The sequence below is a fragment of the Microcystis sp. LE19-8.1F genome (assembly GCF_027531715.1).
GTDB classification, from domain to species: domain Bacteria; phylum Cyanobacteriota; class Cyanobacteriia; order Cyanobacteriales; family Microcystaceae; genus Microcystis; species Microcystis wesenbergii_A.
In genome coordinates, this window is record NZ_JAPZSO010000043.1 from 17,244 (window position 1) to 37,458 (window position 20,215).

Annotated in this window: 16 protein-coding genes and 1 pseudogene; 7 read left to right on the forward strand and 10 right to left on the reverse strand. The window is 44.1% G+C overall.

Annotation, left to right across the window (positions count from 1 at the left end):
- The first annotated feature begins 239 nt into the window (after nucleotides 1–239).
- From O9334_RS04880 to O9334_RS04895, 4 genes are all read left to right on the forward strand, one after another.
- Nucleotides 240–572 (forward strand): phospholipid-binding protein, encoded by a 333-nt coding sequence (locus tag O9334_RS04880; protein ID WP_045358773.1) that lies wholly within the window; start codon nucleotides 240–242, stop codon nucleotides 570–572.
- Between the two features lie 164 nt (nucleotides 573–736).
- Nucleotides 737–3,289, forward strand: a complete 2,553-nt coding sequence (gene leuS / locus O9334_RS04885) for a leucine--tRNA ligase (protein ID WP_072024812.1) — start codon at nucleotides 737–739, stop codon at nucleotides 3,287–3,289.
- A 147-nt stretch (nucleotides 3,290–3,436) separates the two neighbouring features.
- On the forward strand, nucleotides 3,437–3,589 hold the full coding sequence (locus tag O9334_RS04890) for a hypothetical protein (RefSeq protein WP_187602852.1): 153 nt from the start codon (nucleotides 3,437–3,439) through the stop codon (nucleotides 3,587–3,589).
- A 58-nt stretch (nucleotides 3,590–3,647) separates the two neighbouring features.
- The gene (locus O9334_RS04895) at nucleotides 3,648–4,004 is read left to right on the forward strand and encodes a hypothetical protein (protein WP_045358853.1); all 357 of its coding nucleotides are present in this window, start codon (nucleotides 3,648–3,650) and stop codon (nucleotides 4,002–4,004) included.
- A 25-nt stretch (nucleotides 4,005–4,029) separates the two neighbouring features.
- On the opposite strand, the gene O9334_RS04900 is transcribed toward O9334_RS04895, so the two are convergent.
- The 7 genes from O9334_RS04900 to rpmI form a co-directional block, all read right to left on the reverse strand.
- Nucleotides 4,030–7,446 carry a CHAT domain-containing protein gene (locus tag O9334_RS04900; RefSeq protein WP_287999612.1) on the reverse strand — a complete coding sequence of 1,139 codons (3,417 nt, stop codon included), beginning with the start codon at nucleotides 7,444–7,446 and terminating at the stop codon, nucleotides 4,030–4,032.
- Nucleotides 7,447–7,721: 275 nt separating this feature from the next.
- Nucleotides 7,722–8,255 (reverse strand): transposase, encoded by a 534-nt coding sequence (locus tag O9334_RS04905; RefSeq protein WP_045358775.1) that lies wholly within the window; start codon nucleotides 8,253–8,255, stop codon nucleotides 7,722–7,724.
- A gap of 160 nt (nucleotides 8,256–8,415) precedes the next feature.
- Complete coding sequence (locus O9334_RS04910; RefSeq protein WP_045358776.1) at nucleotides 8,416–8,694, reverse strand: hemolysin XhlA family protein; 279 nt, start codon at nucleotides 8,692–8,694, stop codon at nucleotides 8,416–8,418.
- A gap of 158 nt (nucleotides 8,695–8,852) precedes the next feature.
- Nucleotides 8,853–9,821 (reverse strand): cysteine synthase A, encoded by a 969-nt coding sequence (locus tag O9334_RS04915; protein WP_287999613.1) that lies wholly within the window; start codon nucleotides 9,819–9,821, stop codon nucleotides 8,853–8,855.
- Between the two features lie 6 nt (nucleotides 9,822–9,827).
- The gene (locus tag O9334_RS04920) at nucleotides 9,828–10,784 is read right to left on the reverse strand and encodes a PhoH family protein (protein WP_002772048.1); all 957 of its coding nucleotides are present in this window, start codon (nucleotides 10,782–10,784) and stop codon (nucleotides 9,828–9,830) included.
- Between the two features lie 13 nt (nucleotides 10,785–10,797).
- Nucleotides 10,798–11,145 carry a 50S ribosomal protein L20 gene (gene rplT, locus O9334_RS04925; protein WP_151696679.1) on the reverse strand — a complete coding sequence of 116 codons (348 nt, stop codon included), beginning with the start codon at nucleotides 11,143–11,145 and terminating at the stop codon, nucleotides 10,798–10,800.
- 31 nt (nucleotides 11,146–11,176) lie between these two features.
- The gene (rpmI, locus tag O9334_RS04930; protein WP_002781071.1) at nucleotides 11,177–11,380 is read right to left on the reverse strand and encodes a 50S ribosomal protein L35; all 204 of its coding nucleotides are present in this window, start codon (nucleotides 11,378–11,380) and stop codon (nucleotides 11,177–11,179) included.
- A gap of 209 nt (nucleotides 11,381–11,589) precedes the next feature.
- Between rpmI and O9334_RS04935 the strand changes: the two genes are divergently transcribed.
- Nucleotides 11,590–12,765, forward strand: a complete 1,176-nt coding sequence (locus O9334_RS04935) for a transaldolase (RefSeq protein WP_045358778.1) — start codon at nucleotides 11,590–11,592, stop codon at nucleotides 12,763–12,765.
- Between the two features lie 218 nt (nucleotides 12,766–12,983).
- Here the strand turns inward: O9334_RS04935 and prfA are convergent, their stop codons facing one another.
- Nucleotides 12,984–14,084, reverse strand: a complete 1,101-nt coding sequence (prfA, locus tag O9334_RS04940; protein WP_045358779.1) for a peptide chain release factor 1 — start codon at nucleotides 14,082–14,084, stop codon at nucleotides 12,984–12,986.
- Nucleotides 14,085–14,615: 531 nt separating this feature from the next.
- Here prfA and O9334_RS04945 point away from each other — a divergent pair.
- Nucleotides 14,616–16,769, forward strand: a complete 2,154-nt coding sequence (locus tag O9334_RS04945) for a polyribonucleotide nucleotidyltransferase (RefSeq protein ID WP_271949693.1) — start codon at nucleotides 14,616–14,618, stop codon at nucleotides 16,767–16,769.
- 114 nt (nucleotides 16,770–16,883) lie between these two features.
- On the opposite strand, the gene hemL is transcribed toward O9334_RS04945, so the two are convergent.
- The gene (gene hemL / locus O9334_RS04950; protein ID WP_287999614.1) at nucleotides 16,884–18,185 is read right to left on the reverse strand and encodes a glutamate-1-semialdehyde 2,1-aminomutase; all 1,302 of its coding nucleotides are present in this window, start codon (nucleotides 18,183–18,185) and stop codon (nucleotides 16,884–16,886) included.
- A 405-nt stretch (nucleotides 18,186–18,590) separates the two neighbouring features.
- On the opposite strand from hemL, the gene dnaN reads away from it, so the two are divergent.
- Complete coding sequence (gene dnaN, locus O9334_RS04955) at nucleotides 18,591–19,739, forward strand: DNA polymerase III subunit beta (protein ID WP_045358783.1); 1,149 nt, start codon at nucleotides 18,591–18,593, stop codon at nucleotides 19,737–19,739.
- Nucleotides 19,740–20,107: 368 nt separating this feature from the next.
- On the opposite strand, the pseudogene O9334_RS04960 reads toward dnaN, so the two are convergent.
- Nucleotides 20,108–20,215 (reverse strand): annotated as a pseudogene (locus O9334_RS04960) (DUF4164 domain-containing protein); the annotation flags it as partial.

Consider the following 20,215-nt stretch of genomic DNA (forward strand, 5'->3'; position numbering starts at 1 on the left):
CTGGCAGGGATCGCTGTTAAAAAGTCAGTAAAAATGTCTATCTGAATCAGAGGAGATGTCAGGGCTAATTAATCAAAAAAAAGCTCAATAATTAGGGTTTAGTTAAGAATATCGGCAGTTAAAAGAAAATATTCAAACTTCAACCAAGATAGTAGTTAAAACTAAAATAGTTGTTAAGAAAATAGTCAAACTATCTAGTTATAGTACAATTTTTAAGGACTCAATCAGGAGTGTTAGCAATGGATTGGTTAAAAAGAATTTTTGGCTTAGATAAACCGGCCGATGCCGCTAGTGCGATCGCAGGGGAAGCCGCTGCTTCGGGTATTCCCCCCGAAAGAGTCGGATTAGATGGAAAATACGACGAAAGCGGCCTAGCTAAACGAGTAGTTTTAGCTTTTGACGAGACACCGGATTTAGCCGATGAGGACAAATTGTGGGTCGCTCAAACTGGTAGTAAAGTTGTACTAAAAGGCGGGGTTTCCAATCAGGCGACTTTAAATAAAATGGTGGCCATTGCCAGTAAAGTCCATGGGGCAACCAGTGTCGATACCAGTCAAGTAACTATTGGGTGAAGTCGAACGGCTATATTCCCCGTGCAAATTAACCACTAAAACCCTATGGGTGAGTAAAACCCAGAGGGTTTTTGCTAGGGTAGATAACCCCAAGACTGGCAATCGCCCCCAGCCGGCTGCGGTAAAATGGGAGAGATAGATACAACTCAGGAGAAAAGACCCCAGTGCCGTACAACCCCGCAGAAATCGAACAGAAATGGCAGAAGATTTGGCAGCAAATGGGATTGGACAAAACCCCAGAAAACGCCGATAAACCGAAATTTTACGCCCTCTCCATGTTCCCCTATCCATCGGGCAACCTGCACATGGGTCACGTTCGCAACTATACTATCACCGATGTGATTGCCCGTCTGAAAAGAATGCAGGGTTATCGCGTGCTGCATCCCATGGGGTGGGATGCTTTCGGATTACCGGCAGAAAATGCCGCCATTGAAAGGGGAGTTCCTCCGGCAAAATGGACAGACCAAAATATTGCCCAGATGAAACGGCAATTACAACAGTTAGGATTATCTATCGATTGGGAAAGAGAAGTTGCCACCTGTTCCCCGGAATATTATCGTTGGACCCAATGGCTATTTTTACAGTTTTTTGAATCGGGATTGGCCTACCAAAAAGAAGCGGCAGTGAATTGGGATCCTATCGATCAAACTGTCTTGGCCAATGAACAGGTAGATAGTGAAGGAAAATCTTGGCGATCGGGTGCTAAAGTAGAAAGAAAATTACTCCGGCAATGGTTCCTAAAAATCACCGATTATGCCGAACAATTACTCACTGATTTAGATAAACTTACCGGTTGGCCAGAACGGGTTAAAACCATGCAGGCCAACTGGATTGGTAAATCAGTAGGTGCTTATTTAGAATTTCCTCTTGTTAACTCCACAGAAAAAATTGCCGTTTTTACCACTCGTCCCGATACGGTTTATGGAGTGACTTATGTGGTACTTGCTCCCGAACATCCCTTAACTTTACAAGTTACCACTCCCGAACAAAAATCGGCCGTAGAAACTTTTATTCAAGAGATAGCCAGCGAAAGCGAATTAGAAAGAACTGCCGAAGATAAACCCAAACGCGGTATTAAAACCGGAGGACTGGCAATTAATCCTTTTACTGGTGAAGAAATTCCGATTTTAATTGCTGATTATGTCCTCTACGAATACGGGACGGGGGCAGTGATGGGAGTCCCGGCTCACGACAGTCGCGATTTTAAATTCGCTCGGGAAAATAACCTGCCAATTAAGATAGTTATTACTCCAGAAAGTGGCGAAATCGAGTTAAAAGATGCCTATACAGAAGCGGGAATTATGATTAATTCCGCTCAATTTAATGGGCTGCATTCTACAGCAGGAAAAACCGCTATTATTGATTATGCCACTGCCCAAGGTTACGGCAAAGCTAGAATACAATATCGTCTCCGGGATTGGTTAATTTCCCGTCAAAGATATTGGGGTTGTCCGATTCCAGTTATCCACTGTCCTAACTGTGGAACCGTACCAGTACCTATCGATAATTTACCCGTTACTTTACCGGAAAATGTCGAATTTAGCGGTCGAGGTGCTTCCCCTTTAGCTAAGTTAGAAGACTGGGTAAATGTGGATTGTCCTCGCTGTGGCACTCCCGCAAAACGGGAAACGGACACCATGGATACTTTCATCGATTCTAGTTGGTATTTCCTCCGTTATACCGATGCTAAAAATGAAGATATACCCTTTCAATTTGAGAAGGTTAATGATTGGATGCCCGTGGATCAATACGTCGGAGGAATCGAACACGCTATCCTACATTTACTCTATTCTCGTTTCTTTACCAAAGTTTTAAGAGACCGAGGTTTAGTTAATGTCGATGAACCTTTTAACCGTCTGTTAACCCAGGGAATGGTACAGGGATTAACCTACAAAAATCCCGAAACTGGCAAATATGTCCCCGCGGAAAATGTTATCTATAAAGAGGATAAATATTGCGATAAAGACACGGGAGAAGTTCTATCTTTCTTCTTTGAAAAAATGTCTAAGTCGAAATATAACGGCGTTGATCCTCTGAAAGTTCTCGAAAAATACGGGGCCGATACTGCCCGAATGTTTATACTTTTTACCGCACCCCCAGAAAAAGATTTACAGTGGGATGATGCGGGGGTAGAAGGACAATTTCGCTTTCTTAATCGGGTGTGGCGTTTAGTCAGCGAATATATTGAAAATAAACCCAAGCAAGTCAAAAAAATAGAGACTTTCTCGAAAACTGACAAGGATTTAAGACGGGCAATTCACACCGCTATTAAAGAAATCTCCGAGGATTTAGAAGGAGATTATCAATTTAATACCGCCATTTCCGAATTGATGAAACTCAGTAATGCTTTAGGGGATAATAAGTGTTTTGCATCCCCCATTTATCGGGAAGGAATCGAAACCCTATTAATCTTACTTTCCCTTTTTGCTCCCCATCTTAGCGAAGAATTATGGCAAGCTTTAGGTCATAGCCAATCAATTCACCTGCAACCCTGGCCAAAAGTTGATCCTACTGCCCTTATTGTGGACGAGATTACCCTTGTCATCCAAATTTTGGGAAAAACCAGAGGCACGATACAAGTTCCCGCTAGTGCCGATAAAAGCACCCTAGAAACCCTCGCCCTGGAATCGGAAATCGCCCAACGTTATTTAGAGGGTAAGGAAATCAAAAAAGTGATTGTTGTCCCGGGCAAATTAGTTAACTTTGTCGTGGTTTAAATGACAGCAATTATCACAATGGTAGGGAATTAAGAACCTTTTCAGTTATCAGTAACCAGTTAGATTAACACTTTCTATTAAAAACTATCGATAGATGGGCAAAATAGAAACTATACAATTAGCATTGTCTGTAAATAAGAATAACCTATGGATATTGAATCAACTAAAGTTACTCCCGAAGAAATTGCCCAGTTTCGCGCTGAATTGGCAGATAATCTAAGTGCGATCGCTGCTTTGGATGCGATTGAAGAATGCGAAGGTTATCTTGAGGATGCTGTACCCGCAGGTTTTTGCATTTGACAAGATCAGTGATCGCATTATAATGGAGAAAATTAGTTTTAGTTTTAACAATAGCACTATGGACAATACAACTCAGTTAACACTGGAAGAAATTCAACACTATCGGCAGCAATTTAAGGATTATCCTGAAGCTTTGGATGCTTTAAATTTGATTGCAGAATGTGATGGAAATTTAGACGATGCGTTAATCTTAATTTATATGGAAGAAACTGGAGCAGAACCAGATAGGGGATTAGATTTAGATCAATTAGCAGAAAGATGTCGTCCAGTAGTTTGCGCTGATTTAGCTAGAACAATTTTAGATATTCTTAATATTTTAACAGGTTTATTTGGTACAATTGGGGTTGCTTTAGCTGTATTACTTTATATTTTAAACAAATATGGATTAGAGGATTATTGTCAAAATAATGCTTAAAATTTAATCTTAATTTTGTATATATCTAAACTCCTGATGCAAGAAATGCTGCCCAATAATAAGGGTTAGCGAAAGGATATTTACCCCGTTGACCAGTTAACTCAATTTGTTTCTCAATAATCTTTTTTTTGTTAGGAGTTAGTTCAATTAAAACCTGATCAATTTCTGGTTTATATTTGACTAATAGCCTATCAAATTCTTCAATGGTCAAATTCTGTAACCAATTTTGCGCTATTTTCAAAGCAACTGGTACAGAAACTTGCTGATTCTCATCAAATAAAATCTCATATAATTTAATCATCAAGAAGGAGGTTGACAGGTCATTAACTGTCCATAAACTACTGACAACGCTGGGACTTCCCGCAAACAGAAAACCACTGGGTAAACCGATATATTCATCACTGATAGAGTTTATATCAATCATGCCAGTTTCGCAGGCAGAAAGGGTGACAAGGCGACATTTATTCAAGCGCAGTTCAAAGATTTCGCCTAATGTTAAGGATTCTTTATTGGCTAAGAATAAGGCGGATTCAAGGGGATTAGCTGGGTTAAAGCCTCCATGACAGGAGAAGTGATAACAGTGGTTATCTGAGGATTTGAGATGGGGAAGAACAGCGTTTTTGGTGGCGTTATCTTGGGCGATAACTTGAGGTTCAGTAAAGAAAGTTGAGAGGATATTAACTTCTAAGTCAGTGTAAGATAAGTCTTTAGTGGGGTTTTGAATAGCGAACAGTTTATTAAAGTCGGAATGGTGAAAACTTTGAGTAATTTTTTGCAAGATTTGACAACTAGGGGCATATTGTACGCCCTTGGGAAATAAATCTTGTAATTCTGATCCCCCCGTTGCCGACTCCCCCCTTTTTAAGGGGGGTTGGGGGGGATCAACAGGTAAGGCGTGTAAGGGTAAAATATGTAGAAACCAATGGGGAATAATAATTAAGCGTTGACAAGTATCGGGAATGAGGGCAAGAATATCATTAATATGCAGAATATCAGCAAAAGTCTGTAAGAGGTTAGATAGTTGATTTTTCCATTCTTGTTTACCATTTTTGGAGTAGTAAAGCTCTCGATAATTATTGAATGTATCCAAGAATTGATTTTTATCATTTTCGGAAGATTGCCAAACTTTAACCTCTCCATCAGCAGACACGACAAAAGCGAGTATTTTCTCCCCTGTAATGTACCATTGCAGCAGACAAGTTTCAGCATCAGTTAAAGCCTGAATCTCTGTAAATGGGATCGGCTCAACTTTTTGAGTGAGGCTAAAGAGAGTATCTTTAATTTCTCTTGCAATAAAATTATCTAAGTCTTGTTGATATTCCTTCAGATAACTGTGATCTTGAACGTAGGGAGTTAAGTTATCACTACGCATTAAATTCTGGTTAATGCTTTGATGTTGTAAGCGGATTTGCTCGTTAACAACTCGTTGTTTTAATTCATTTAATTGGGCGATAATTTCTTGACTAACGCCTTGGGGGTGTAGATTTTTCTGGGTGATTAATTCCACCAGATTACGCCCTTTACTGCGTTCGATATATTCTAATGCCTTCTCAGGTTGATTGAGGTTAAGATGGGCTTGCACAATACCATGAAAAACACCAATGGCATTGGATAAAACCTCTTGACGATCTTGGGGATTTAATGCTTCTAAGCGGGCATTCTCTACCGCTTCAATGGCAGTATTATAGGCTTCTGTTGCTTGTTGCCATTGTTTTTGATCATAATGTAGGATGCCTAAATTTTGGGCGGTTTGTAAACAATTAAGGGGATCACTGTCTTTAGTATAGATTTGTAAGGCATTGTGATAAGACTTGATCGCTATTTCTAAATTGTCAGCTTTTTCTCCTCTGATTCTGTAACGGTAAGCAATAGCGAGATTATTCTGTGTCATTGCCCATTGTTGGCGAAAAGCGTCAAAAGTATAAACTTTCAAGGCTTCTTGGCAGTACGCGATCGCTATTTCTAAATTGTCAGCTTTCTCTCCTCTGATTCTCTTACTGTAAGCAATAGAGAGATTATTCTGTGTCATTGCCCATTGTTGAGGAAATGCGTCAAAAGTATAAACTTTCAAGGCTTCTTGGCAGTACGCGATCGCCCTTTCTAAATTACAGGCTTTATCCCCTCTGATTCTGTCACGGTAAGCAACAGCGAGATTATTCTGTGTCATTGCCCAATCTTGGCGAAAAGCGTCAAAAGTATAAACTTTCAAAGCTTCTTGGCAGTACGCGATCGCCCTTTCTAAATTACAGGCTTTATCCCCTCTGATTCTGTTACGGTAAGCTTCACCGAGATTACGCTGTGTCATTGCCCAATCTTCGGGAAATGCGTCAAAAGTCCTCACTTTCAATGCTTCCTGGTAAGCGGTGATCGCCTTTTCTAAATTGTCGGCTTTCTCCCTTCTGATTCTATTACTGTAAGCAGCAGCGAGATTATTCTGTGTATCTGCCCATTCTTGGGGAAATGCGTCAAAAGTCCTCACGTTCAAGGCTTCCTTGTAAGCATCGATCGCTTTTTCTAAATTGTCGGCTTTATCTCCTCTGATTCTGTTACGGTAAGCTTCACCGAGATTATTCTGTGTCATTGCCCATTCTTGGGGAAATGCGTCAAAAGTTAACACTTTTAAGGCTTTCTCGTAAGCGGTGATCGCTATTTCTAAATTGTCAGCTTTCTCTCCTCTGATTCTGGAATAGTAAGCAAGAGCGAGATTATACTGTGTCGTTGCCCAATCTTGGGGAAATGCCTCAAAAGTACTCACTTTCAAGGCTTTTGTGTAACAGGAAATCGCTTGTTCAAGATTCTCAGCTTTATCTCCTCTGATTCTGTCACTGTAAGCTGTGCCAAGATTAGTTTGTGTCCTTGCCCAAGCTTGGGGAAATGCGTCAAAAGTGAAGATAGTTAAGGCTATTTCATAACCCGTGATGGCAATTTCTTTGTGGGTGGTGATGTTACCGTGAGGAAACTGGGCAATTAAATTACTGAAATAAAAAATATCCGTAACAATAAAATTCGCTTGTTGTGGGGCAACTTGTATTAGTGTTTGTCTTGCCCACTCATCTAAAACTTCAATCAAATTTTCATCGAATTTATCCAGATTTTGCGCCCAAAAGGGATAAATAACTTGAGGGTTGGAATTTTCTGAGATTTTTTGTAATGTCTTCATCAAGAAATTGAAATAGTCTTGCGGGGTGTTGGCGGTTGCGGTGGTTTCATTCCCCGATAACCCCAATGCTGCTGCTAACTGTTGCGCCATATTCAGCAACCATTGCGCCTCATTTTCCCTTCCTGCTTCCCCGTATTGTTGCGCTACGGCTACCATTACCTGTACCAACCCCTCATCCAGCAATTCCTGATTTTCCTGTAAAATTCGGGGTTCATCGCCATCATTGCAGGATAATAGCTGATTAATCAGGTTTAGGTATGTTTGGGTGCGTTGTTCATTCATAGCGTGGCAGATGGGGAATTGATGGGTAGGGGCGAAGCATTCGGATATAAAATCTAGGATTTCAGCGATAAGTTATCGTCCGAATGCTTCGCCCGTACAGGGATTTAATGGGGAAATTATCAAAATTGTATCACAGGGATAATAGGCGAAGGTTATTAGTTTATTGCCCGGGGTAGGGGCGAAGCATTCGGATAAGAAATTTATGGTTTCAGCGATATGTTATTGCCCGAATGCTTCGCCCCTACAGGTTATTTCCCCCTACAGGTTATTTCCCCCTACATTGGTTTGAATTTATTAAGATTGTTCTCGTCTTGTTCCCAATTTCGCGGATTGTCAAGAATGTATTGCCGGATTTTTTGATAAGAATCTTCATTGCGAATGATATGTTCATAATAATTGCGCTGCCAAATTTTCAGGCGATCGCCACATAAACGATTAATTTTACGACTAGAAATTGATTTGAAATTCTGCACAATAGCCCCCAAAGATTCCGGCATTGTACCGTGAGTATATTGAGAATCGTATTCGGTCTTTTCCAGATCATAATTTTGTATTACTATAATTCCATGAATATGATTGGGCATGACAATAAAAGCATCTAGTTCAATAAATTTAAAATTTAGAGGTAGTCTATACCATACCGCTTCAATAGTATCACCAAGTAAATTCTGCTCCATATTTCCTTCAACAATTTCACCAAATAAATACTGCTTCTGATAAGAACAAATTGTTATATAATAAGCTCCATTAAGTCTATAATCATAGCCTTTCAAGCGAATAGATTGTCGATATTTTTTCAGTTCGTTCATGGCGTGGTAGATGGGGAATTGATGGGTAGGGGCGAAGCATTCGGATAAAAAATCTAGGATTTCAGCGATAGGTTATGCCCAAATGCTGCGCCCGTACAGGGATTTTCTGCAATTTGAGGAATAACTGTTGCAGAAGGCGGTTCAAAATTCATTGTCTTAATTATGATTGAGGAAAAGGGAGAATAATATAGCGAATAACTGTTCCTATTAAAGCTGTTCCCAAGATGCCGATTAACGTCCAAATCTGGGCTTTCTGAGAGCCTTTTAATTCTTTTGTATCTTCTTTTACCCCTTCAATATCTTTTTCTAAACTATCGACTTTTTCCTCTAATCTTGCCTGTACTATTTTAATATCCATAACATCTTTTTGTAGATTATCCAACTTCTGATTAATTGAACCTAAAATTTCTTTGAGATACTGTTCTATAGTAACTGACATCTGATGATTCTCCTAATAATGATAGTTATCAGTATTATTGTCTATCTTGTCTCAAGTGTTTGCCCAACCGAAGCGCCTCATTTTCCCTTGCTGCCTTCCCTCATTGTTGCCCTACCCCTACCATTATCTCAACTAATTTATGAGCCGATAATTCCTGATTAAGCCAATCCTTTCTCAGTCAACCATTGAGGATTATATAAACGAGATTGATAACGGGACCCACCATCACAAAGAACAGTAACGATGGTGTGGCCTGGCCCCATTTGTTTAGCTAAAGCCACGGCAGCAGCGACATTAATACCCACAGAACCCCCCATAAATAAACCATCTTTTTGTAATAGTTGATAAACAACTTTAATGGCAGTGGGATCATCAATTTGAATGGCATCATCTATGGGTGCGCCTTCCATATTAGCGGTAATACGACTATTACCAATCCCTTCAGTAATTGAACTACCTTCCAGGGTAATTGTCCCGGTTTTCACATAACTATATAAACCGCTACCCATCGGATCCGCCACCACACAACGCACCTGCGGATTTTGGTCTTTTAAAAACATCGCCACCCCCGCGTATGTTCCCCCGGTTCCCGTGGCAGCCACCCAAGCATCAATTTTACCGTCGGTTTGTTCCCAGATTTCCCGGCCGGTGGTTTCGTAGTGAGCGCGACGATTAGCCAGATTATCGAATTGATTAGCCCAGATAGCATTTTCCATCTCACTGGCCAATCTCCCCGATAATTTAACGTAATTATTGGCATCTCGGTAGGGAACGGCGGGAACAGTACGCACTTCCGCACCCAATGTTCTCAATAGGTCGATTTTCTCTTGGGATTGGGTATCGGGAATGATAATCAGGCATTTATAACCTTTAGCATTGCAGATATGGGCCAAACCGATGCCAGTATTGCCGGCGGTTCCTTCGACAACGGTTCCCCCCGGTTGGAGAGTACCGGCTTTTTCCGCTTCTTGGATAATATATAAAGCGGCGCGATCCTTGACCGAACCACCGGGGTTAAGAAATTCGGCCTTACCGAGAATCTCGCAGCCGGTTTCCTCGCTAAAACTATTGAGACGAATTAGGGGAGTATTACCCACCGCATCGACGAAACCATTTTTAATATCCATAATCTGTTATTTTTCGTGCTGTTCGTAGGCTGAGACGATTTTTTGTACTAAGGGATGACGCACCACATCGGCCCGCGATAGGTAGCAAAAAGCGATCCCTTCTACTGATTTTAGGATTTTTTGAGCGGCAATTAACCCCGATTCCTGTTGTTGCGGTAAATCGGTTTGGGTGACATCTCCAGTTACTACCATGCGCGAACCGAATCCCAAGCGAGTTAAGACCATTTTTAACTGTGCTGGGGTGGTATTTTGGGCCTCATCAACGATAACAAAAGCATTAGCTAGGGTTCGTCCCCGCATATAAGCTAAGGGAGCGATTTCGATTTTACCCCGTTCCATCAGGTCGGGAATTTTGGCCGCTTCGATAAATTCGTATAAAGCATCGTAGAGGGGACGCAAAAAAGGATCGACTTTTTGCTGTAAATCCCCCGGGAGAAAGCCTAATTTTTCCCCTGCTTCCACGGCCGGCCGGGTGAGGATAATCCGTTCTACTTTATCTTCTAATAGAGCTTGTACGGCTAAAACGGCGGCTAAAAAGGTTTTCCCCGTGCCAGCAGGTCCAATACAAAAGGTGATATCGTGACTTTGAATCGCTTGGATATATTGACGCTGACGGAAGGTTTTTGCCCGAATTAGCTCCCCGCGACGGGTACGAGCGAGAATATCCTGCTGTAGTTCTTTATACTCGCTAGAACGCCCCGTATCGAGGGCATGGATAGCGGTCATAATATCGGCTTCGGCGATTAACTTGGCCTCTTGCCATAAAATACTTAAGGAGCGCACAATCGCTGTGGCACGCTCCACGGGGGTTGGTTGCCCCGCAATCCGCAATTCCATGCCTCTGAGGACTAAATTCGCCCCAGTTTGCCTGGCTATCAATTTGAGGTTAGCTTCTTGATGACCCGCTAAAGCGATCGCACTTTCTGAACTGGGGAATTGAATCGTTTGCCAAGTTTCCGTCATGCTCGGGGCTAAATTATCCTTTGGCTAGTTCTACCACTTTAGCAAAAGCGACGGGATCGAGGACAGCTAATTGGGCTAACATTTTCCGATTGAGGAGGATATTAGCTTTCTTTAATTGTCCGGTCAGTTGGCTATAACTGATGCCCTGTTGACGAGCAGCGGCGTTAATGCGGGTAATCCAAAGACGACGAAAATCGCGTTTACGTTTGCGACGGTCTCTATAGGCATTCCGCAAGGCCTTCATTACCTGTTGGTTAGCTGTACGGAATAAGCGCGAGTGAGAACCGCGAAAACCTTTGGCTAATTTGAGAATTTTTTTGCGTCGCTTGCGGGCGACATTCCCCCGTTTTACTCTAGACATGATAATCCTTTAGACGATTTTTCTGGAAAATTTACAAATAGGGCAACATTAAGCGCACTTCCTTCTCGTCGCGCTCGTGTACCAGGGTAATCTGGGACAAACGACGGCGCTTGCGTTCGGCACTCTTATGATCGAGTAGATGATTTTTGAAGGCTTTGCGACGTTTGATTTTTTTGCCGCTTCCCGTGGCCTCAAATCGTTTGGCCGCCGCCTTTCGCGTTTTTAGCTTGGGCATAAACTCCGTTTTATTAAATCGACACAATCACTAATACTATCACAAATAGAGGACTTTGGGCAAGAAGTGGACCCAAGATTGCTGCTCTTATCCCCACTTTGGCCAGGTCTGTGCTTGGGAATTAAATCAATCGGGAATTTTCCCCTTCCTCTCGATCGAATCGCTAAGATCTAGATAAAGTCTCGCGTTAACACGCATCTGGAGAAGTTATGGCTAAAACCCTACTAGAACAATTACGGGAATTTACAGTGGTTGTTGCCGATACCGGCGATATCCAAGCGATCGAAGCTTTTACCCCCCAAGATACCACCACTAACCCCTCCCTGATTACGGCCGCGGCCCAAATGCCCCAATATCAGCCGATTGTCGATCAAACCCTGCAAGCGGCCAGAAAAGAATTGGGAAAGCAGGCCACCCCGGAAGATGTGGCCAAATTAGCTTTCGATCGCCTGGCCATCGGTTTTGGTCTACAAATCCTGCAAATCGTCCCCGGCCGCGTCTCGACCGAAGTAGATGCTCGTCTTTCCTACGATACCCAAGCTACCATCGACAAGGCCCGTTATCTCATTTCCCAGTATGAACAAGCGGGTATCTCTAGAGAAAGAGTCTTAATTAAAATTGCCTCGACTTGGGAAGGGATTAAAGCCGCAGAAGTCCTCGAAAAAGAGGGAATTCACTGTAATTTAACCCTATTATTCGGTTTTCATCAGGCGATCGCCTGTGCGGAGGCGGGAGTAACCTTAATTTCTCCCTTTGTCGGTCGCATTCTCGATTGGTATAAAAAAGAAACTGGTAAAGACTACGTTGGCGCTGAAGATCCTGGAGTCCAATCCGTTACCCAGATATATAACTACTATAAAAAGTTTGGTTATAAAACCGAAGTTATGGGGGCAAGTTTCCGCAATATCGGTGAAATTTGCGAGTTAGCCGGTTGTGATCTTTTAACCATTTCCCCGAAACTTCTCGAACAATTGCAAGGGACAGAAGCCGATTTACCCCGTAAGCTCGATCCAGACCAGGCCGCAACCCTTGATATTGTCAAAATTGACCTGGATCAAGCGACTTTTGAGAAAATGCACGCCGAAGATGCCATGGCTTCCGAAAAATTAACGGAAGGTATTCAAGGTTTTACCAAAGCTTTAGAATTATTAGAACAATTGCTGATTCAACGTTTAACCCAGTTGGAAGGTCAGTCAACCCTAGAACACGCCGCCGAAGATATTTTCCGAGTCTATGACCATGATGGCGATGGTTTCATCACCCGGGAAGAATGGGCGGGAACCGATGCGGTATTCGATGCGATCGATATTAACCATGATGGGAAAATTTCTCCCGATGAGATCGCTGTCGGTTTGGGTGCGGCTTTTCGTTTAGTGGAAGCTTAGAATTAGTCGTGAGTTGAACTAACCGGCATCAGTCCCCACCCGCACTCACCCACCAGTGGGGAAAGTGCAGGGAGTGGGGAGCTTTTTGTGGTGAACAGTAAACATTAACCAGTAATCAGTAATCAGTAATCAGTGAACAGAAAGCTCTGAACTTGCCACTCAATACTATTCACTGAAAACTAAAATCTGATCACTGGTAACTGATCACTGATCACTGATTAAGCTGTCTCTTGGGCAGCGGCTAATTCTGCCAGTTTTCCCTGTTGATCCTTGGCGATACAAGATTGGATCACCTCTTCGATGGCGCCGTCTAAAATGCGATCGAGGGAAAAATTCTGATTTAAGCGATGATCGGTGAGACGATTATCCTTATAGTTATAGGTGCGAATTTTTTCCGAACGGGAACCGGTTCCCACCTGAGAGCGCCGCATGGAACTAACCGCTTCCTGTTGTTCCTGTAACTTCATATCGTACAGTTTCGCCCGGAGAATCTGCATAGCTCGTTCCCGGTTTTGCAATTGCGAGCGCTCTTCGGTGCAGAAAACCCGGATTCCCGTGGGTTTATGGATTAAATCGACCGCAGTTTCCACTTTATTGACATTTTGACCGCCTGCCCCCCCAGATCTAGCCGTGGTTAACTCAATATCCTTGGGATCGATATGCACTTCCACATCGTCCACTTCCGGCATAATCGCCACGGTAGCGGTGGAAGTGTGGACGCGACCACTCGCTTCCGTCAGAGGAACCCGCTGCACCCGATGGACTCCCGCCTCAAATTTCAGCTTACTATAGACGTTATCGCCTTTAATCTCTAAAATTGCCTCTTTAAATCCTCCCATATCCGCCGGAGATTCACTCAAAAGGCTAACTTTCCAGTTTTGAGTTTCGGCATATTTTGAGTACAAGCGAACTAAATCCCCCGCCCAAATACTGGCCTCATCACCCCCGGTTCCAGCGCGAATTTCTAGCATGATATTCTTTTCATCGAGGGGATCCCGGGGCAGCAGCAGAATGGTTAATTGGTCTTCCAAAGAGGCGATTTTTGCCTCTAATTCTGCCACTTCTAGGGCTGCCATTTCGCGTAATTCGGGATCGCTGGCGGATTCTTTGAAGATTTGTTTCGCACCGATTAAATCCTCTTGACTTTTTTGCCAAATTTCGTAGGTGTTGACCGTTTCCTCTAGGGAAGCGCGGGATTTGGCCAGACGATGCAATTCACCCGGATTACTGGTGACATCGGGATCCGCTAGACGACGGGTTAATTCTTTGTAGGTCTGTTCTACAGATTGCAGTTTGTCTAGTAAATAACTTTCAGCCATAATCGATAATAAATAGGGTTAAACGGGGTTAATTTGAAGATAACCCGCAAATTCACTGGATTAGAAGCGTCTAACAGATAATAGAGACGCAATCCTTTTAATTGTCTTAATTTTCTTGGTTTGGGGTTCTTCGAGCCTGGAAAAATCCCGCCCAACTGCTGAGAGTCAGTCAGTTTTGCTAATACTTAGAAATATTTTTGGGCCAGCAAGCGGCAAGGGAAGACATTTTTTTTCTTAACCAGATTATTCCTATATCTGAAGCTATCATTTTTTGGCTGGTTTGAGCAAGTCATGTTAAATCCTGTTTAAAAGCAGGAAGTGGGGAGATGGGGAGATGGGGAGATGGGGAGCTTTTTTGCTGTGATCGGTAAACGGTAAAGAGTAATCAGCGAACTGAAAACTCAACTCTGATAACTGATAACTGATAACTGATAACTGATCACTGAATACTAAACCTGTCGGAAAGGGGTACAAAAAATGCTAGGATTGCCACAGCACAGAGAAAAGTGAAAGAAAGGAATATAGCTTTACATGGAAGAGTTTGACAAGTCAATATCCTTTGATGGCAGGGATATTCGACTAAAAATAGGGCTTTTAGCCCCCCAAGCTGGCGGTAGTGTTCTGATCCAATCGGGAGAAACGGCGGTTTTAGTGACAGCAACCACAGCCAAAGCCAGAGAAGGAGTAGATTTCCTGCCCTTAACCGTTGATTACGAAGAAAGATTATACGCCGCCGGGCGCATCCCGGGAGGATTTTTGCGTCGTGAAGGTCGTCCCCCGGAAAAAGCAATTCTGACCGGTCGTTTGATTGATCGCCCCCTGCGGCCCCTATTTCCCAGTTGGATGCGGGATGATATTCAGGTGGTCGCTACAACCCTCTCAATGGATGAGGAAGTCCCCCCGGATGTTTTGGCCGTTACCGGGGCTTCCGTGGCGGTTCTGTTGGCGGGGATTCCCTTCCAAGGACCGATGGCAGCGGTGCGCGTCGGTTTATTGGGAGATGAATTTATCATCAATCCCACCTACAAGGAAATCCATAACGGAGAATTGGATTTAGTGGTGGCCGGTAGTCCCGAAGGGGTGGTGATGATCGAAGCGGGAGCCAATCAGTTACCGGAACGGGATATTATTGAGGCGATCGATTTTGGTTATGAAGCAGTGCGAGACCTGATCACCGCTCAACGGGAATTGATCGATCAGTTGGGTATTCCCCTCGTCACCCGAGAAGCGCCGGTAGTAAACGAAACCGTGCAGAATTTCCTAAAAGAACAAGCTAAAGAGGAAATTAAACAGATTCTCTCTCAGTTTACCCTCAGCAAAACCGAACGGGATGAGAAATTAGAGGCGATCGAAAATCGGATCAAGGAAACTATAACCGCTCTCCCCGATGAAGATCCCTTAAAATCTCCAACGCTGGAAGAACCCAAGTTAATCGGTAATCTCTTTAAGGATCTGACCAAAAAACTGATGCGCGCCCAAATTATCGAGGATGGGGTGCGGGTTGATGGTCGCAAACTGGACGAAGTACGGCCGATTTCTTGCCGGGTAGGAGTTTTACCCCGTCGGGTTCACGGTAGCGGTTTGTTTAATCGCGGTTTAACCCAAGTGCTTTCGATCGCCACCCTTGGCACCCCCGGTGATGCTCAGGATTTGGGCGACGATCTCCATCCCGAAGATGAAAAACGCTATCTTCATCACTACAATTTCCCACCCTTTTCCGTCGGTGAAACCCGTCCGATGCGTTCTCCCGGCCGTCGAGAAATCGGTCACGGTGCTTTAGCGGAAAGGGCGATCGTACCTGTCCTACCCCCCCAGGAGGAATTTCCATATGTGCTGCGGGTGGTGTCGGAAGTCCTCTCTTCTAATGGTTCCACCTCCATGGGTTCCGTGTGCGGTTCTACCCTGGCGCTGATGGATGCCGGTGTTCCCCTGAAAAAACCCGTTAGCGGTGCGGCCATGGGTTTAATTAAAGAAGGGGAAGAAGTGCGGATTTTGACCGATATCCAGGGTATCGAGGATTTTCTGGGAGATATGGACTTTAAGGTGGCTGGCACCGATTCTGGCATCACCGCTCTCCAGATGGATATGAAAATCCCCGGTTTAACCATGGAAGTGGTGGCCAAGGCGATCGAACAAGCTTTACCGGCCCGCAAACATATCCTAGAGAAGATGTTAGCGACCCTAGAAAAACCGCGCACGGAATTATCTCCCCACGCACCCCGGTTATTGACGATCAAGATCGATCCGGATCTGATCGGGTTAGTAATCGGGCCGGGTGGTAAGACGGTTAAAGGGATTACTGAACAGACCGGCACAAAAATCGATATCGATGACGATGGGACTGTCACCATTTCCTCCACCGATGGGGAACAGGCCGAAAAAGCTAAACGACTGATCTACAATATGACCCGCAAACTCAATGAGGGTGAGGTTTATCTCGGTCGCGTGACTCGCATTATCCAAATCGGCGCTTTTGTGGAAGTTTTGCCGGGGAAAGAGGGAATGATCCATATTTCCCAATTGGCCGAGGGACGCGTCGGTAAGGTGGAGGATGAAGTGGCCGTGGGGGATGAGGTGTTAGTTAAGGTACGGGAGATCGATAGTAAAGGTCGTCTCAATCTTACCCGTCTCGGTATTCATCCCGATGAGGCTGCCGCTGCCCGTAAAGCTGCTACTGTAGTCTAGGTAAATTTTTTGTTCATGGTTAACCCTCGATCGCTCGATCGAGGGTTTTTGTTTGATCCCTAAAATCGCCTAAGTAGGGTTTGCTGAATAAATCTAAAAACCTGGCAGCATTGACTATAAACTTTCTAACACCTCTTTAGCGGCAGCCAAAGTCCGTTCGATATCGGCCTCTGTGTGAGCTAAGGAAGTAAAACCAGCTTCAAACTGGGAAGGAGCTAGATAAACGCCTCTTTCCAACATTCCTCTGTGAAAACGACCGAATTTAGCCACATCGGCCTTTTTGGCATCTTCATAGTTATGCACGGGGTTGCCAGTGAAAAACATCCCGAACATGGCACTAATATGACCTCCAGAAACGCTATGACCAGCATCTCTGGCCACTTTCAGCAGCCCTTCAGTTAAGGATTTGGTCACTTTATCGAGATATTCGTAGGTGCTGGGGCGCTGGAGTAACTCGAGGGTTTTAATTCCCGCCGTCATAGCCAAAGGGTTGCCGGATAAGGTTCCCGCTTGGTACATCGGGCCGGCTGGAGCCACCATCGCCATAATATCGGCCCGACCGCCGTAGGCCCCCACTGGCAGCCCACCGCCGATAACTTTGCCGAGGGTGGTTAAATCGGGGGTGATGCCGAATTTTTCCTGAGCGCCACCGTAGGCGATGCGGAATCCGGTCATTACCTCATCAAACATTAATAGGGCCCCGTACTCCTTGGTTAATTCCCGCAATCCTTCTAAAAAGCCAGCATCCGGCACGATAAAGCCGGCATTACCCACCACTGGCTCTAAAATCACCCCGGCGATCGAGTCGGGATTTTCGACAAAGAGGGCTTTTACCGCTTCCAGGTCATTGTAGGGGGCGGTTAAAGTGTTGTTAGTGGTGGTTTTGGGAACCCCCGGCGAGTCGGGCAAGCCCAGGGTGGCCACACCAGAGCCGGCTTTAACGAGGAACATATCGGCGTGACCGTGGTAACAGCCCTCGAATTTGATGATTTTATCCCGGCCGGTAAAAGCCCGCATTAAGCGCAGGACGGACATACAGGCTTCGGTGCCGGAATTGACAAAACGCACCATTTCAATGCTGGGAACGGCATCAATCACCATTTCAGCGAGAATATTTTCCTGGACACAGGGAGCGCCGAAACTGGTCCCTTTGTCTAGGGCCTCGTGTAGGGCGGCAATCACTTCGGGATGGGCATGACCACAGATAGCCGGCCCCCAAGTTCCCACATAGTCGATATATTCGTTACCGTCCACGTCGCGAATATAAGCCCCTTTGACGCTTTCAAAAACGATGGGTTGACCACCGACGGATTTAAAGGCGCGCACGGGGGAACTTACACCCCCCGGCATTAATTTTTGAGCGGCTGTAAAGATTTCTTTCGATTTTGTTGTTTGATGCGAAGATGTGCTAACCAATCCTGTCTCCTTGTCTACTTGAGTCTATCGGTTCCGGGAAAGGCCCGGAGCTTTGTTTTGTTAATTTCCTGCTGCTTGTTCCATTTTAAAGATCACCAGCCTACATTTTACGCAATTTTTTCGCCAAGAAAAGTGCTGGTTGGCTAAAGTCTCGCTCTTCTTGACTTATAGCCCCAGGGTTAACAGCTTATAGAATTGGCTGAGAAAGGGCGAAAATTTCACTGTTGACAATTTTTCCACAATCTTTTCAGAATTGCTCAAAACACCCTAGCAATGGGCGAAGTTATTGCTATTGATAGATTTTAGCCCGGAAAGAGCGATCAAAAAAAGCTCTGGTTTTCCACAGATTTTCCACAGGGGAATTCTTGCTATTATTTCTTAGCGTACAAAAAAACTATTCCTGCTATGAAATTTACCAGTAGTCAAAGCGAACTCAACAGCAATTTATCCCTAGTTAGTCGGGCCGTTGCCAGTCGTCCTACCCATCCGGTTTTGGGAAATGTTCTCTTTTGTGCCGATGAGGAAAAGGGCGAAATTAGCCTGACTGCTTTTGATTTGAGTTTAGGGATTCGCACCAGTTTTCGGGCCGAGGTGCTGGAAGGGGGCAAAATTACCCTGCCGGCAAAATTGCTGAACGATATTGTCTCTCGTTTGGGAGAGGGGGAAATCACCATCTCTGTGGAAGAAAACGAGAATGATGAGGAGCATAGTCTCGCTTTCCTGAAAACCGCCTCGGCACAGTTCCAAATTCGCGGTATGAAAGCCGATGAGTTCCCAGAATTGCCCACGGTGGCCGATGGGGAAATTGTTAATTTACCTATAGTTGCCTTGACAGAGGGACTAAAAGGTGCTTTGTTTGCCGCTAGTGGCGATGAAACTAAACAGGTGTTGACGGGGGTACATTTAACTAAAACCGTCGATTGTCTAGAATTTGCCGCTACAGACGGTCATCGTTTAGCGGTGGTACAAACTCCCCTAGAGGAGGTAGAAAGTGCCTCTGGTGGCTTTAATGTCACCATTCCGGCCCGGGCCCTGCGAGAATTGGAAAGAATGATGGCAACAAAACAAAATATCGAGACTATTACTCTGCATGTGGATGATTCTCAAGTCATCTTTGAAATGGGGGAACAGAGGTTAACCAGTCGTAAGTTAGAAGGGGCCTATCCCACTTATAATCAGTTAATTCCTAAATCCTTTGATCGCTCTTTAACTTTAGACCGCAAACAATTAATCCGTTGTTTGGAATTAGTGGCGGTTTTAGCTGACCAAAAGAATAATTTAGTCAAGTTTAGTCTCGATAGCGAAAATGACCGTTTATCCCTAGCGGTGGAATCTCCCGATTTAGGTAGCGCCAAAGAGTCCATGGCGGCGGAAATTCAGGGAGAAAGTGGCGATATTGCCTTTAATGTTAAATATTTGATGGACGGTTTGAAGGCTTTACCCAATAATGATATCCAAATGCGGTTAAATGCTAGTACCCAGCCGGTTATTTTTACTCCCTTGGGAGGTTTAAAGATGACCTATTTGGTAATGCCAGTACAAATTCGTCAGTAATTCTGACTTAATCGAGACCCTGGGATGTGTTTTTAACCTATCCCAAGGCCTTGATTGTGTTGACTCAATCTTATTTTCTAGCCAAAGGATTGGGTTTATTTTCTCTATTTTTGCGATATCCTTGAGAATATTCTTTGGCAAAATCAACTAGAATCGGACAACGAAATTGAGGAAGAAAATTTTAGATTTATCTCACTTCCGTCACAGCCCAGCTATGCAGCAATTGTTAGCATCGGACCACCAGAAGTTGGGCAATTAGCTGAACTTTATTATCCCTGTCAGGACAGCTTCTAGGGAATAAGTTACGGTTTCGTTAGACATTTTGGTAAACTTTCACTTTTGCTTATTTTATCTCTAAAGGACAACTTTTAGGGATTAGGGAAAAAGACGATTTTTCCCAGAATGCCTAGTATTCCTGTCACCAAAATTCCGACAATGCCAAGAAATCCATTAGTGGTAATATTCACCCTTGCATT

Bases quoted from the DNA above. Each gene is read 5' to 3' on its own strand.
- O9334_RS04915 (WP_287999613.1), bottom strand. From the start codon at position 9,821: ATGGATATTAAAAATGGTTTCGTCGATGCGGTGGGTAATACTCCCCTA.
- O9334_RS04890 (WP_187602852.1), top strand. From the start codon at position 3,437: ATGGATATTGAATCAACTAAAGTTACTCCCGAAGAAATTGCCCAGTTT.
- prfA (WP_045358779.1), bottom strand. From the start codon at position 14,084: ATGGCTGAAAGTTATTTACTAGACAAACTGCAATCTGTAGAACAGACC.
- O9334_RS04905 (WP_045358775.1), bottom strand. From the start codon at position 8,255: ATGAACGAACTGAAAAAATATCGACAATCTATTCGCTTGAAAGGCTAT.
- rplT (WP_151696679.1), bottom strand. From the start codon at position 11,145: ATGTCTAGAGTAAAACGGGGGAATGTCGCCCGCAAGCGACGCAAAAAA.
- O9334_RS04910 (WP_045358776.1), bottom strand. From the start codon at position 8,694: ATGTCAGTTACTATAGAACAGTATCTCAAAGAAATTTTAGGTTCAATT.
- O9334_RS04945 (WP_271949693.1), top strand. From the start codon at position 14,616: ATGGAAGAGTTTGACAAGTCAATATCCTTTGATGGCAGGGATATTCGA.
- dnaN (WP_045358783.1), top strand. From the start codon at position 18,591: ATGAAATTTACCAGTAGTCAAAGCGAACTCAACAGCAATTTATCCCTA.
- O9334_RS04895 (WP_045358853.1), top strand. From the start codon at position 3,648: ATGGACAATACAACTCAGTTAACACTGGAAGAAATTCAACACTATCGG.
- O9334_RS04935 (WP_045358778.1), top strand. From the start codon at position 11,590: ATGGCTAAAACCCTACTAGAACAATTACGGGAATTTACAGTGGTTGTT.
- rpmI (WP_002781071.1), bottom strand. From the start codon at position 11,380: ATGCCCAAGCTAAAAACGCGAAAGGCGGCGGCCAAACGATTTGAGGCC.
- O9334_RS04900 (WP_287999612.1), bottom strand. From the start codon at position 7,446: ATGAATGAACAACGCACCCAAACATACCTAAACCTGATTAATCAGCTA.
- O9334_RS04920 (WP_002772048.1), bottom strand. From the start codon at position 10,784: ATGACGGAAACTTGGCAAACGATTCAATTCCCCAGTTCAGAAAGTGCG.
- O9334_RS04880 (WP_045358773.1), top strand. From the start codon at position 240: ATGGATTGGTTAAAAAGAATTTTTGGCTTAGATAAACCGGCCGATGCC.